General features: G+C 68.5%; 11 protein-coding genes. 9 read left to right on the top strand and 2 right to left on the bottom strand.

Going from position 1 to position 13,232, the window contains the following annotated elements; all coding sequences use genetic code 11:
- The first annotated feature begins 88 nt into the window (after positions 1-88).
- The gene (locus tag FFS10_RS17650) at positions 89-1,066 is read left to right on the top strand and encodes a helix-turn-helix domain-containing protein (protein ID WP_137895787.1); all 978 of its coding nucleotides are present in this window, start codon (positions 89-91) and stop codon (positions 1,064-1,066) included.
- Here FFS10_RS17650 and FFS10_RS17645 read toward each other — a convergent pair.
- On the bottom strand, positions 1,045-2,049 hold the full coding sequence (locus tag FFS10_RS17645; protein WP_137895811.1) for an AraC family transcriptional regulator: 1,005 nt from the start codon (positions 2,047-2,049) through the stop codon (positions 1,045-1,047). The two genes, FFS10_RS17650 and FFS10_RS17645, sit on opposite strands and share 22 nt — an antisense overlap.
- Before the next feature lie 138 nt (positions 2,050-2,187).
- Between FFS10_RS17645 and FFS10_RS17640 the strand changes: the two genes are divergently transcribed.
- Genes FFS10_RS17640 through FFS10_RS17610 form a run of 7 tightly spaced genes read left to right on the top strand, consistent with a single transcriptional unit; the run spans position 2,188 to position 8,951 of the window.
- Positions 2,188-3,747, top strand: coding sequence for a long-chain-fatty-acid--CoA ligase (locus tag FFS10_RS17640; protein ID WP_137895786.1), 1,560 nt, complete (start codon positions 2,188-2,190; stop codon positions 3,745-3,747).
- A 53-nt stretch (positions 3,748-3,800) separates the two neighbouring features.
- A complete protein-coding gene (locus tag FFS10_RS17635) occupies positions 3,801-4,982 on the top strand; it encodes a lipid-transfer protein (protein WP_137895785.1) in 1,182 nt (393 codons plus the stop codon).
- An 11-nt stretch (positions 4,983-4,993) separates the two neighbouring features.
- The gene (locus FFS10_RS17630) at positions 4,994-5,434 is read left to right on the top strand and encodes a MaoC family dehydratase N-terminal domain-containing protein (RefSeq protein WP_137895784.1); all 441 of its coding nucleotides are present in this window, start codon (positions 4,994-4,996) and stop codon (positions 5,432-5,434) included.
- Between the two features lie 12 nt (positions 5,435-5,446).
- On the top strand, positions 5,447-5,866 hold the full coding sequence (locus FFS10_RS17625) for a MaoC family dehydratase (protein ID WP_137895783.1): 420 nt from the start codon (positions 5,447-5,449) through the stop codon (positions 5,864-5,866).
- A gap of 21 nt (positions 5,867-5,887) precedes the next feature.
- Positions 5,888-6,718, top strand: coding sequence for an SDR family NAD(P)-dependent oxidoreductase (locus FFS10_RS17620; RefSeq protein WP_137895782.1), 831 nt, complete (start codon positions 5,888-5,890; stop codon positions 6,716-6,718).
- Positions 6,719-6,720: 2 nt separating this feature from the next.
- Positions 6,721-7,872 carry an acyl-CoA dehydrogenase family protein gene (locus tag FFS10_RS17615; RefSeq protein WP_137895781.1) on the top strand — a complete coding sequence of 384 codons (1,152 nt, stop codon included), beginning with the start codon at positions 6,721-6,723 and terminating at the stop codon, positions 7,870-7,872.
- A complete protein-coding gene (locus FFS10_RS17610) occupies positions 7,869-8,951 on the top strand; it encodes a CaiB/BaiF CoA transferase family protein (RefSeq protein ID WP_137895780.1) in 1,083 nt (360 codons plus the stop codon). Before FFS10_RS17615 ends, FFS10_RS17610 begins: the two co-directional genes overlap by 4 nt.
- A gap of 10 nt (positions 8,952-8,961) precedes the next feature.
- Here the strand turns inward: FFS10_RS17610 and FFS10_RS17605 are convergent, their stop codons facing one another.
- Positions 8,962-9,477: an Lrp/AsnC family transcriptional regulator gene (locus tag FFS10_RS17605; protein WP_137895779.1), complete on the bottom strand. Its 516-nt coding sequence runs from the start codon at positions 9,475-9,477 to the stop codon at positions 8,962-8,964.
- Between the two features lie 110 nt (positions 9,478-9,587).
- On the opposite strand from FFS10_RS17605, the gene FFS10_RS17600 reads away from it, so the two are divergent.
- Positions 9,588-13,184 (top strand): indolepyruvate ferredoxin oxidoreductase family protein, encoded by a 3,597-nt coding sequence (locus FFS10_RS17600; protein ID WP_137895778.1) that lies wholly within the window; start codon positions 9,588-9,590, stop codon positions 13,182-13,184.
- The last annotated feature ends 48 nt before the right edge of the window (positions 13,185-13,232 follow it).

Genomic DNA, 13,232 nt, shown 5'->3' with positions numbered 1-13,232 from the left:
TGGATTGTTCGTTCCGCAGGCCTCGCACAGTTTGACGATTCACGCCAACAGCAGGACAATTCGTGCATTCTTTTTAGGAGCAGCTTCCGTGGCTCGGGTTATCCCTAACTACGCGCTCTACGGCGATCAGGCCCAGCCGGGCTGGCACAACTCGTTCGATTTCGAGTGGATTCCGCAGCGCTCCCGCCCGTACAACTGGGAGATACAGCCGCATCTGCACGATGCCTTCGTGCAGATCCTGTACCTGACCGAGGGCTCGGTCGAGGTGCAGCTGGACAATGCCAAGTGGCTGGCCCGCGCGCCCTGCCTGCTCTTGATTCCGGCACAAACCGTGCACGGCTTTCATTTCTCCACCGACGTCAACGGCCCCGTGGTCACGGCCACGCAGCGCCCGCTGGAGTCGCTGGCCGCGGTGCTCATGCCCGAGCTCGTGCAGACCCTGCGCAAGCCCGCCGTGATCCTGCTCGACGACGCCAGCCGCCATGCCGAGGCGTTGATGCCTCTGTTCCTGGCGATCGAGCGCGAGTCGCGCATGCACGCCATCGGCCAGGTCGCGGCGGGCATGTCGCTGATCACCGCGGTGCTGGTGCAGATCGCGCGCCTGGGCGACCTGATGCAGCCCACGCCGCTGACGGTGAGCTCGCGCAAGACGCAGCAAATCGAGAAGTTCCGCGCCCTGGTCGACGAGCATTTCAAGAAGCACCTGGCCATGTCGGCCTACGCCAGCCAGCTCGGCATCACGCCGGGCCAGCTCTCGCGCCTGTGCCGCGAGGTGCTGGGCATCTCCAGCCTGGAGGTGATCAACGCGCGCCTGGTGCACGAGGCGCAGCGCGACCTGGTCTACACCAGCGTCAGCATCAAGCAGCTGGCCGGCCAGCTGGGCTTTGCCGACGAGGCCTATTTCGGCCGCTTCTTCCGCAAGCACACGGGACTGAGCCCGCGCGAGTTCCGCGCGCGCGCGCTGCAGGCCCTGCTCAAGCCCGAAGGCGACGGTGTCCGATCTTCAAGAGCTCAGCCAACGTCAGTGGCGACGCCTTTGCTGAATCAAGCCCCGGCGCGGCGGTAAGCTCCCGGCGCGCTGCCGGTCCAGCACTTGAACGCGCGCTGGAAGGCCGCGCTGTCGGCGAACCCCAGTTCGCCAGCCAGCGTCGCCAGCGGCACCGTGCTGGTGTTCAGGCGGACGATCGCGATGTCGCGTCGCAACTCGTCCTTCAGCGACTGAAATGCCGTTCCCTCGCTGGCCAGGCGCCTTTGCAGTGTGGAAGTCGCCATGTGCATGGCTTCGGCCGTCGCGGCAAGGTCGGGCCATGCAGGCTGCGTCCGCTGGAGATGATTGCGTACGCGCGCGCTAACCACGTCACCGCGCCGTGGTGCGATGATATTGCCCTGCGCATCGGCCAGGAAGGTGCGCAGCGCGGCCTCATCCCGGCGCACCGGGTCCTGCAGCCGTCTCGCGTCGAACCAGAAGGCAGACTGGGGCCGCTCGAAATGCAGCGACGCAGGAAAGACCTTGCCGTAGCTGCCCGCGTACAGCGGCGTCTCGAACGCAAAGTCGAAGCGTGCGGCGGGCAAGCGGCCGCCCGCCAGCCATGCCAGCAAGCGCCAGAACACGCGCAGCAACAGTTCATGCAGAAAGGCAGGACGCACCACCGACGGGTCGCTGAAGCGCAGGGCCAGCCCCGCCAGCGCGCCCTCGCGCACCGGCTCCAGCACCACATCGTCCTGCAGCAGACGGAAGGTGCGGGCGACGCGCCGAATGGCCACCTCCAGGTTCGGTGCGCCCAGCGCGGAACGGGACGTCAACGCAAAGCTGCCGCGCTTGAGGGTCCGCGAAAAGAAGCCGAGACCATCGTCGTCGAGGCGGTCGATCAACAGCCGAAACAGCGCCACATACTGGTCCGCGGTCACGCGGGCGCCGGCCTGCTGGAGCAGTTCGGGGGCGATGCCCGCATCGGCCAGGAAGGCGTCACAAGGCTGGCCGCGGGCCATAACTCCGGACAGCATGCCGTGCACGAAGGCGATCGGGATCGTGACCGGGTGATGCAGCATCAAGCGGGAAAGAGTCGTGGATTGAGGTCTTTTGCCATGCGATCGAGGCAATGGGCAATTGTCGGCTCGATCGCTCGTTTTTACCATGAGCGACATACGCAACAGGCTCGCGCATTGACGGGCCGTATGGAGACAAGTATGTACCTCACTCAAGCCTTGCACCGGGCGGTGCAGCAACACCCTGAGCGCATCGCGGTTCGCTTCGGCAACCGCCAAAGCAGCTTCCGCCAACTGGCCGACCGCGTGGCGCGCCTGGCCGGCGCCCTGCAGAAGCTGGGCATGCAAGGCGGCGATCGCGTTGCGATGCTGTCGCTCAATTCCGACTGCTACCTCGAATACCAGATGGCGGTGCCCTGGGGCGGCGGCGTGCTAAACCCCTGCAACATCCGCTGGTCGGCGGCCGAGATCCTGTATTCGCTGGACGACTCGGGCTCGTCCATCCTGTTGGTCGACGAGACCTTCCGACCCTTGGTCGAGCAGTTCCGCCGCGACTCGAGCACCCTGCGCGAGGTGGTCTATTGCGGCGACGGCGACGTGCCGGCCGGCATGCACGGCTATGAGACGCTGCTGGCCGAAGCCAACCCCGTGCCCGATGCCCTGCGCCGCGGCGACGATCTGGCCGGCATCTTCTACACCGGCGGCACCACCGGCTTTCCCAAGGGCGTGATGCTGAGCCACACCGACCTGTGCAGCTCGGCCCTGGCCTTGCGCGCCGAGGGCCTGGCCGCGCCCGGCGGCACCTACCTGCACGCCGCGCCGATGTTCCACCTGGCCGACATGGGGTGCGCCGCGCCGCACTGGATCGAGGGCAACACGCACGCGATCGTCCCGGCGTTCAACCCCGAGCTCGTGCTCGACACGCTGGAGCGCGACCGCGTCACCCATCTGCTGCTGGTGCCGACCATGATCCAGATGCTCGTCGACCACCCGGCCATGAAGAAGCCACGCGATCTGAGTGCGCTGCAGACCATCGTCTACGGCGCCTCGCCGATCTCGGAGGCGGTGCTCGATCGTGCCATGGCCGCGCTGCCCGGCGTGGGCTTCGTGCAGGCCTATGGCATGACCGAGCTGTCACCCGTGGCGACGATCAACCCGGCCTGGTACCACACGGCCGACGGCCGCAAGCTCGGCAAGCTGCGATCCGCCGGCCGGGCCAGCTTCGTCACCGAAGTCAGCATCGTCGATGCCGAGGGCAAGGAAGTGCCGCGCGGCACGGTGGGCGAGGTCGTGGTGCGCGGCCCCAACGTGATGCAGGGCTACTGGAACAAGCCCGAGCAGACCGCCGCGGCCCTGCGTGACGGCTGGATGCACACGGGCGACGGCGCGTACATGGATGAGGACGGCTTCATCTTCATCGCCGACCGACTCAAGGACATGATCATCAGCGGCGGCGAGAACATTTATTCGGCCGAGACCGAGAACGCGGTCGCCCAGCATCCCGCGGTGGCCGCCTGTGCCGTGATCGGCATCCCGAGCGACGAGTGGGGCGAGACGGTGCACGCGGTGGTGGTGCGCAAGCCAGGGCAGGAGGTCTCGGCGGAGGCGCTGATCGCGCATTGCAGGTCGCTGATCGCCGGCTACAAATGCCCGCGCAGCGTGGACTTCAGCGACGCGCTGCCGCTGTCCGGCGCCGGCAAGGTGCTGAAGACCCAACTGCGCGAGCCCTTCTGGCAGGGCCGCGAGCGCAGCGTGGCGTAAGCAACGCCTGCCCTTCTTTCTTTTCCTTTCCTTCGAACCTTCAGGAGTCCCTCATGAGCCGTGACGTCTTTGTCGCCGGGGTCGGTATGATCCCCTTCACCAAGCCGGGGGCCAACGAGCCCTACCCGCAGATGGCCGCCAAGGCCAGCCGCCAGGCGCTGGCCGACGCCGGCATCGGCTATGAGCGGGTGCAGCAGGCCTATGTGGGCTACGTCTACGGCGACTCCACCGCCGGCCAGCGCGCGCTCTACGAGGTCGGCATGACCGGCATCCCGATCGTCAACGTCAACAACAACTGTTCCACCGGCTCGACTGCGCTGTTCCTGGCCCGTCAGGCGGTGGCCAGCGGCGCCGCCGACTGCGTGCTGGCGCTCGGCTTCGAACAGATGAGCCCGGGCGCGCTCGGTGCCGTGTTCAAGGACCGGCCCAGCCCCTTCGAGCGCTTCGACAAAGCCACCAACGAGTTGGTCGACGTCGATCTGCCGCTGGCGTTGCGCTACTTCGGCGGCGCGGGCCTCGCGCACATGAAAGAGTTCGGCACCAAGGTCGAGACCTTCGCAAAGATCCGAGCCAAGGCCAGCCGCCATGCCGCGAACAACCCGTTGGCCTTGTTCCGCACCATGGTGACCGAAGAAGACGTGATGGCCTCGCCGATGCTCTGGCCCGGCGTAATGACCAAGCTGATGGCCTGCCCGCCGACCTGCGGTTCGGCCGCGGCCATCGTCTGCTCGGCCGATTTCGCAGCAGCCCACGGACTGAAGCGCAGCGTGCGCATCAAGGCCCAGGCGATGACCACCGACCGTTCGATCACCTTCGAGGCGCGCGACATGCGCGAGGTGGTCGGCTTCAGCATGGCCCTGGCCGCGGCGCAGCAGGTCTACGAGGCCGCCGGTGTCGGGCCGCAGGACATCGACGTGGTCGAGTTGCACGACTGCTTTGCCCACAACGAGCTGGTCAGCTATGAAGCGCTCGGCCTGTGCCCGGTCGGCGGCGCGGAGAAATTCGTGGTCGATGGCGACAACACCTACGGCGGCAAGGTGGTCACCAACCCGTCGGGCGGCCTGCTGAGCAAGGGCCATCCACTCGGCGCCACCGGCCTCGCGCAGTGCACGGAACTGGTCCAGCAACTGCGCGGCCAGGCCGACAAGCGCCAGGTCGAAGGCGCGCGGCTGGCGCTGCAGCACAACCTCGGCCTGGGCGGCGCCTGCGTGGTGACGCTGTACGAGCGCGTCTGAAAGGAAACCCCATGATCGACAGGAAATGGATAGGCCATGAACTGCCCGCCTCGGTGCTGCCCATCGAGCGCAGCCGGCTGCAGTTCTTCGCCAAGGCGATCGGCGAGACCGATCCTATCTACACCGATGCTGCTGCCGCGCGCGACGCCGGCTACCCGGACCTGCCCGCGCCGCCGACCTTCTTGTTCGCGGCCGAGCTCGACTCCGGGGTCTCTGACCGTCTGCTCGCGGACCTGCAGATCCCGATCGCCAAGCTGCTGCATGGCGAGCAGAGCTTTAGCTACCACCGGCCGGCCTGCGCGGGCGACACGGTGACCGTTCGCTCGACCATCAGCGACATCTACGACAAGAAGAACGGCGCGCTCGAGTTCGTCGTCAAGACCTCGCGCGCCACCAACCAGCGCGATGAGCTGGTGGCCGAGCTGCGCACGGTCATCGTCTGCCGCAACTGAAAGGACAGGCCCATGACTTCCCCCACCTTCGATACCGTGCAGGTCGGCGACCAGCTGCCGACGCTGCAACTGCCGCCCGTGGACCGCACGACGCTGGCCTTGTTTGCCGGCGCGTCCGGCGACCACAACCCGATCCACATCGACACCGACGTGGCACGCCGCGCCGGCATGCCCGACGTCTTTGCACAGGGCATGCTGGGCATGGCTTGGCTCGGCCGCCTGCTCACCGGCTGGGTGCCGCAGAGCCGGCTGCGCCGCTTCGAGGCCCGCTTCCAGGGCATCACCCACCTCGGCAACGCCATGCGCTGCAGCGGCCGCGTGCTCGAGAAGCTAACTCACAACGGGGAGCGCTGCGTGCGCATCGAGCTGCAAAGCGCCAACCAGTTCGGACAAACCAAGATCGTCGGCGAGGCCCTCGTCGCGCTGCCCTAATCCTTTCAGGAGAACCACCCCATGACACGCAAACTCGAAGGCAAGGTCGCCCTCATCACCGGCTCGGGCCGCGGCATCGGCCGCGCGATCGCGCTCAAGCTGGCCAGCGAAGGGGCGCGCATCGTCGTCAACGACCTCGATGCCGGCCCGGCCGAGGAAGTGGTCGCAGAGATCAAGAAGAGCGGCGGCCAGGCCGTGGCCTGCGTCGGCAGCGTCACCGCGCCGGACTTCGCCGAACGCTTCATCGGCACCGCCGTCAACGAGTACAAGGGCCTGGACATCGTCGTCAACAACGCCGGCTACACCTGGGACAACGTGATCCAGAAAATGACCGACGAGCAGTGGTACGCGATGCTCGACTGCCACCTGACGGCGCCATTTCGCATCCTGCGCGCCGCCCAGCCTGTGATCCGCAGCCTCGTCAAGACCGAGACCGAAGCCGGCCAGCGCGTGGTGCGCAAGGTGGTCAACATCTCGTCGGTCGCCGGCCTGTTCGGCAACGCCGGGCAGACCAACTATTCCGCCGCCAAGGCCGGCATCGTCGGCATGACGCAGACGCTGGCCAAGGAGTGGGGGCGCCTGAACGTGACGGTGAACTGCGTCGCCTACGGCCTGATCAAGACCCGCCTGACGGGCAGTGCCGGCGAGGAGGCGACGGCCAACATCGAGGGCCGGGAGATCAAGGTGGGCGTCAACCCCGAGCTGATGGCGATGATGGAGAAGTCCATTCCGCTCGGCCGCGGCGGCACGCCCGACGAGGCCGCGGGCGCGGTGTACCTCTTGTGCATTCCCGAGTCCGATTACGTGAGCGGCCAGACCCTGCTGTGCAGCGGCGGCCTGACGGGGATCTGACCATGATGCCGCAACTGTACCGGCACCGCTGGATGGACGAAGAGATCGAGGCTTTCCGCGAGGTCGTGCGCCGCTACATCGCCGCGGAGCTGGCGCCGCATCTCGACGGCTGGCGCCGCCAGGGCTACATCCCCCGCGAGGTGTGGCGGCCCTTCGGCGAGATGGGCTTTCTGCTGCCCGAGATCGACGAGGAATACGGCGGCGCCGGGGCAAACCTCGCCTACCAGATGGTCGTGCAGGACGAGCTGGCCAAGGCCGAGATGCCGGCCAACGTCGCGGTGCATACCATCGCCGCCCACTACATCCGCGACTACGGCAGCGAGGCTCAGAAGCGCCGCTGGCTGCCGAAGCTCGCCAGCGGCGAGATGCTCGCCGGCATCGCCATGACCGAGCCGGGCTGCGGCTCGGACCTCCAGGCGATGCGCAGCCGCGCCCGGCGCGACGGCGACGAGTATGTCCTGGACGGCGCCAAGACCTTCATCACCAATGGCTTCACCGCCAACTTGCTGGTGGTCGCGGTCCGCACGGGCGAGGCCGGCAGCAAGGGCGTCTCGCTGATCGTGCTGGAGACCGAGAACCTGGCCGGCTTCCGCGTCGGGCGGAGGCTGGAGAAGCTGGGCCAGCATGCCTCCGACACCGCCGAGCTGTCCTTCGAGGGCGTGCGCGTGCCGGCCGACCACCTGCTCGGCGCGGTGGAAGGCCGCGGCTTCGCCCAGCTGATGGGCCAGCTGCCTTACGAGCGCATGCTGCTCACCGTGCCGGCCGCGGCGGTGATCGAGAAGGCGGTGGAGCTGACCCTCGACTACACCCAGCAGCGCAAAGCCTTCGGCCAGTCGCTGTACGACTTCCAGAACACCCGCTTCAAGCTCGCCGAATGCGCGACGCTCGCGCACGTGGTGCGCAGCTTCGTCAACGACTGCATCCAGCGCCTCTTGGACGGCAAGCTCGACGACAGCGCGGCCTACATGGCCAAGTGGTGGTGCACCGAGCAGCAATGCCGCGTGGTGGACGAATGCCTGCAGCTCTTCGGTGGCTACGGCTACATGGCGGAGTACCCCATCGCGAGGCTCTATGCCGATGCCCGGGTGCAGCGCATCTACGGCGGCGCCAACGAGATCATGAAGGAGCTGATCGCGCGGAAGCTGCTCGCATGAAGCCGCCGCTGACCGGTATCCGCATCGTCGAGTTCGAGGGCATCGGCCCCGGTCCCCTGGCCGGCCGCATGCTGGCCGACATGGGCGCTGAGGTGACCGTGATCGCACGGCCTCAGAAGGGCGCCGTGACCGAACGGCTCGGCGGCGCGGCCGACAACAACCCGCTGCGCCGAGGCAAGACCGTCGTGCTGCTCGACCTCAAGCAAGCGACCGCAGTCGCCGAAGCGATGGCGCTGGTGACCGCAGCCGACGCGCTGATCGAAGGCAACCGCCCCGGCGTGATGGAGAAGCTGGGCCTCGGGCCGGCCGACTGCGCCGCGCGCAACCCGCGGCTGGTCTACGGCCGCATGACCGGCTGGGGTCAAAGCGGGCCGCTGGCCCAGGCGGCCGGGCACGACCTGAACTACGTGGCGCTGACCGGGCTGCTGTCGCTGTCGGCGCACCGCGGCGAGCGGCCTATCGTGCCGCCGACCGTGGTGGGTGATGCCAGCGGCGCGCTGGGCCTGGCCTTCGGCATCGCCTGCGCGTTGCTCGAAGCGCGCGCCAGCGGCCGGGGGCGTGTGGTCGATGCCGCCATCGTCGATGTGGTGGCGATGCTGGGCGGCATCGTGCAATGGATACGCGGCAGCGGCCAGCTCGACGCGGGCAGGCCCAGTCCCTTCCACGACTCGCCGTTTTATGAGGTATACGAATGCGCGGACGGTGGCTTCATCACGCTGGGCGCGCTGGAGCCGCAGTTTTACCTGCTACTGCTTGACAAGCTCGGCCTGCACGACGCGGATCCGGCGGCGCAATACGAACTGGCGCAATGGCCGGCCTTGAAGGCACGCTTTGCGGCGCTGTTCAAAAGCCGTCCGCGCGACGCTTGGTGCGAATTGCTCGAAGGCAGCGACGTGTGTTTTGCGCCGGTGCTCAGCATCGCAGAGGCGGCGCAGCATCCGCACATGGCCTCGCGCGGCGCCTACATCGTCGGCCCGAGCGGCAAGCTGGACGTTGCCGCCGCGCCGCGTTTCCTGGAGCTCGGCGAGCCGCCGGCAAACGGCCAGCCTTGTTCGACTGAAGGCGGGCGCTTGTGTTGAGCGTCCGCTGCTAGACCCCCTTGCGCTGACGCGCGGCGGCGCGGTTGGGCGCCGGGCCGACCGGCAGGCGGACCTCGGACTTGACCTCCTTGAGCACGATGCTCGAGCGCACATGGGTCACGCCGGGCAGCTTGAAGATGCTGTGGTGCAGGAACTGCTCGTAGTGCTCGATGTCGCGCACCATCACCGTGAGGATGTAGTCGGCCTGGCCCGTGGTGCTGAGGCAGCGCACGATCTGCGGCGTGGCGGCGACCGCACGCTCGAACTGCTGCACCAGCTCCTCGCTGTGCTGGCTCAGGTTGGCCTCGACCACGACCAGCAGGTTCAGGCCGACCCGGCGCCGGTCCACCAGCGCGGTGTAGCTGCGGATCACGCCGCTGGCCTCCATCTCCTTGATGCGCTTCCAGCAGGGCGTGGTCGACAGGCCCACGCGCTCGGCGATCTGCTGCACGGTCTGGCGCGCGTCGCGCTGCAGCTCCTCGAGGATCTGCAGGCTGTAGGCGTCGAGAACAGTTTCCTCGGTCATGGCTGTATTCGAGTAGATGGTTCCTTGAATATAGCTTTTCACGAGGAAACAAGGAATCGTTTTCCGGCTTGTGCGGCCTATGCTTCATCGACCCCCGAATGGAGACGAACATGCCAGCCGCCCCGAGCCAAGAATCCGACCAGGACGCCATCGTCCGCCCCGACTACCAGCTGTCCGACAACCTCTGGGCCAAGGAAGGCCAGGTGTTCCTGACCGGCACCCAGGCCCTGGTGCGCCTGCTGCTGATGCAGCGCGCGCGCGACGCGGCGACGGGCCTCAACACCCAGGGCTTCGTCAGCGGCTACCGCGGCTCGCCGCTGGGCATGCTGGACCAGGCGATCTGGAAGGCCGGCAAGCGCTTCGAGGACAGCGGCATCCGCTTCGTGCCCGCGGTCAACGAGGAACTGGGCGCCACCCAGGTGCTGGGCACGCAGCGCGTGGAGTCGGACCCCGAGCGCACGGTCGACGGCGTGTTCGCCATGTGGTACGGCAAGGGCCCGGGCGTGGACCGCGCCGGCGACGCGATCAAGCACGGCAACGCCTTCGGCTCCTCGCCCAAGGGCGGCGTGCTGGTGGTGGCGGGCGACGACCATGGCTGCGTGTCCTCGTCCATGCCGCACCAGAGCGACCAGCTGCTGCAGGCCTTCCACATGCCCATCGTCTCGCCGGCCAGCGTGGCCGAGTACCTGGAGTTCGGCCTCTATGGCTGGCAGCTCTCGCGCTACAGCGGCAACTGGGTGGGGCTGACGGCCCTGTCCGAGGTGGTGGAAAGCGGGGCCACGGTGGACCTGGACCAGGTCAACGCCCACGTGGCGGCCTGGCAGGACGAGGCGGCTGTGCGAGCGCAGACCGGCCACCAGCCGCCGGCCGACGGCCTGCACTACCGCTGGCCCGACCTGCCTTCGCTGCGCATAGAGACGCGCCTGATGGACAAGCTGGCGGCCGTGGCGGCCTTCGCGCGCGTCAATTCCATCGACCGCGAGGTCATCGCCTCGCCCACGGCCAGCGTGGGCATCGTGACCTGCGGCAAGGCGCATTACGACCTGATGGAGGTGTTGCGCCGCCTGGAGATCACGCCCGAGATGCTGGCCGCGGCCGGCGTGCGCCTGTACAAGATCGGCCTGTCGTTCCCGATCGAGACCACGCGCGCCCTGGCCTTCGCCCAGGGCCTGAAGGAGATCCTGGTCATCGAGGAAAAGGGCGCGGTGGTCGAGACCCAGCTGCGCGAGCTGTTCTATAACGCGCCGGCCGACGCGCGCCCGGCCATCGTCGGCAAGCGCGACGCCGAGGGCCGGCCGCTGGTCTCCGCGGTCGGCGAGCTGCGCCCCTCGCGCCTGATAACGCTCGTGGCCGACTGGCTGGTGCGGCATTTCCCCGACCACGCCACTTGGGGTGACCCCCTTCGCCATGTGCGCGACTTCACGCCGCCCGAGCTGCTGGCCAACGACGCCGACAGCGTCAAGCGCCTGCCTTACTTCTGCGCCGGCTGCCCACACAACACCTCGACCCGGGTGCCCGAGGGCTCGACCGCGCGCGCCGGCATAGGCTGCCACTTCATGGCCAACTGGATGGACCGCGACACGGCCGGCCTGATCCAGATGGGCGGGGAGGGCGTGGACTGGGTCTCGCACGCGCTGTTCACGCGCGTGCCGCATGTGTTCCAGAACCTGGGCGACGGCACCTACTACCACTCGGGCTACCTCGCGATCCGCCAGGCCGTGGCGGCCAAGGCCTCGATCACCTACAAGATCCTGTTCAACGACGCCGTCGCCATGACCGGCGGCCAGCCGGTCGACGGACCGGTCTCGGTCGACGCGATCGCGCGCCAGGTCGAGAGCGAGGGCGTCAAGCAGGTGGTGGTGCTGAGCGACGACATCGCCAAGTACGACGCGATCAAGGACCGCTTCCCCCAGGGCACGGAGTTCCATGACCGCGACCAGCTCGACGCCGTGCAGCGCCGCCTGCGCGAGGTCAAGGGCGTCACGGTGCTGATCTACGAGCAGACCTGCGCCGCCGAGAAGCGCCGCCGGCGCAAGAAGGGCGAGCTGGTCGACCCGTCGCGCCGCCTGTTCATCAACGAGGCGGTCTGCGAGGGCTGCGGCGACTGCAGCGTGCAGAGCAACTGCGTGGCCGTCGTGCCGCAAGAGACACTACTGGGCCGCAAGCGCAAGATCGACCAGACCAGCTGCAACAAGGACTATTCCTGCGCCAAGGGCTTTTGCCCCAGCTTCGTCGGCGTCACGGGCGGCAAGCTGCGCAAGAAGGCGGGTGCGCTGGCCGGCGGCATGGACGCCTTCCTGCAGCGCGTGGCCGCGCTGCCTCGGCCCGCGCCTCATGCCTGGACCGGCCCCTACGATCTGCTGGTGACCGGCGTGGGCGGCACCGGCGTGGTCACGGTGGGCGCCGTGATCGCCATGGCGGCCCACCTGGAAGGCAAGAGCGCCAGCGTGCTGGACTTCATGGGCTTCGCGCAAAAGGGCGGCTCGGTGCTGTCCTTCGTGCGCCTGGCCGATCGCCCCGAGCGCTTGAACCAGGTGCGCATAGACACCCAGCAGGCCGACGCCATCCTGGCCTGCGACCTGGTGGTGGGCGCCTCGCCCGAGGCGCTGCAGACGGTGCGCCACGGCCGCACGCAGATCCTGGCCAACACGCACGAGGTGCCGGTGGCCGAGTCGCTGAAGAACCCCGATGCCAGCCTCAAGGTGGAGCTGCTGCTCGAGAAGCTGAGCTTCGCGGCTGGCGCCGAGCGCGTCGAGACCTTCGATGCCCAGACACTGGCCGAGGACTTCCTGGGCGACACCATCAGCGCCAACATCCTGGCCCTGGGCTACGCCTGGCAGCGCGGCCTGGTGCCGGTGGGCCTGGCGGCGCTGCGCCGCGCGATAGCGCTCAACGGCGTGGCGGTGCCGGCCAACCTGCTGGCCTTCTCGCTGGGCCGGCTCGCGGCGGCCGACATCCATGCCTGCCACGCGCTGCTCGACGAGCCGGACGAGGCGCCGCGGCCCGAGACCCTGGACGAGATCGTGGCGCGCGGCCTGACCCATCTGACGGCCTACCAGGACGCGGCCTATGCGCAGCGCTACGAGGCCCTGGTGCGGCGCGCGCAGCAGCGCGAGGCCGCGCTGGGCGGCGACGGCGCCCTGGCCGCCGCCGTGGCGCGCAGCGCGCTCAAGCTCATGGCCTACAAGGACGAGTACGAGGTGGCGCGCCTGTACACCGACCCCGCGTTCCGCGAGGGCCTGGCGCACCAGTTCGAGGGCGATCTGAAGCTCGAGTTCTACATGGCACCGCCGCTGCTGGCGCGCCCCAAGGACGGCCAGGCGCCGCGCAAGGTCCGCCTGGGCGGCTGGATGCTGCCGGCCATGAAGCTGCTGGCGCAGGGCAAGCGGCTGCGCGGCACGGCGCTGGACCTGTTCGGCCGCACCGAGGAGCGGCGCATGGAGCGCGAGCTGATCGCCCGCTACGAGGCGCGCGTGGACGAGCTGCTGGCCCGGCTAGAGGCGGACAAGCTCAAGCTGGCGGCCGAGATCGCGGCCGTGCCGCTGAGCATGCGCGGCTTCGGCCATGTGAAGCTGGCCAACGTGGCGCTGGCGCGCGCCCGCGAGGCGGAGCTGCTGCACCGCTTCGACCCGCAGCAGTACCCACGCCCGGCCGGCCCGGCCCAGGCCGGCCAGCTGCGCGGCATCAGGATCACGGCGGCGGCCTGAGCGGCTGCGTTCTCCCTCGCCCCTTTGGGGAGAGGGCCGGGGTGGGGG

It is taken from the genome of Ramlibacter sp. 2FC, from assembly GCF_005503345.1.
Classification (GTDB): Bacteria; Pseudomonadota; Gammaproteobacteria; order Burkholderiales; family Burkholderiaceae_C; genus SCMQ01.
The sequence above is the reverse complement of the archived record's forward strand: the minus strand, read 5'-3'. Positions and strand labels throughout refer to the sequence as shown.

Bases quoted from the DNA above. Each gene is read 5' to 3' on its own strand.
- FFS10_RS17640 (WP_137895786.1), top strand. From the start codon at position 2,188: ATGTACCTCACTCAAGCCTTGCACCGGGCGGTGCAGCAACACCCTGAG.
- FFS10_RS17635 (WP_137895785.1), top strand. From the start codon at position 3,801: ATGAGCCGTGACGTCTTTGTCGCCGGGGTCGGTATGATCCCCTTCACC.
- FFS10_RS17615 (WP_137895781.1), top strand. From the start codon at position 6,721: ATGATGCCGCAACTGTACCGGCACCGCTGGATGGACGAAGAGATCGAG.
- FFS10_RS17605 (WP_137895779.1), bottom strand. From the start codon at position 9,477: ATGACCGAGGAAACTGTTCTCGACGCCTACAGCCTGCAGATCCTCGAG.
- FFS10_RS17625 (WP_137895783.1), top strand. From the start codon at position 5,447: ATGACTTCCCCCACCTTCGATACCGTGCAGGTCGGCGACCAGCTGCCG.
- FFS10_RS17630 (WP_137895784.1), top strand. From the start codon at position 4,994: ATGATCGACAGGAAATGGATAGGCCATGAACTGCCCGCCTCGGTGCTG.
- FFS10_RS17600 (WP_137895778.1), top strand. From the start codon at position 9,588: ATGCCAGCCGCCCCGAGCCAAGAATCCGACCAGGACGCCATCGTCCGC.
- FFS10_RS17645 (WP_137895811.1), bottom strand. From the start codon at position 2,049: ATGCTGCATCACCCGGTCACGATCCCGATCGCCTTCGTGCACGGCATG.
- FFS10_RS17620 (WP_137895782.1), top strand. From the start codon at position 5,888: ATGACACGCAAACTCGAAGGCAAGGTCGCCCTCATCACCGGCTCGGGC.
- FFS10_RS17610 (WP_137895780.1), top strand. From the start codon at position 7,869: ATGAAGCCGCCGCTGACCGGTATCCGCATCGTCGAGTTCGAGGGCATC.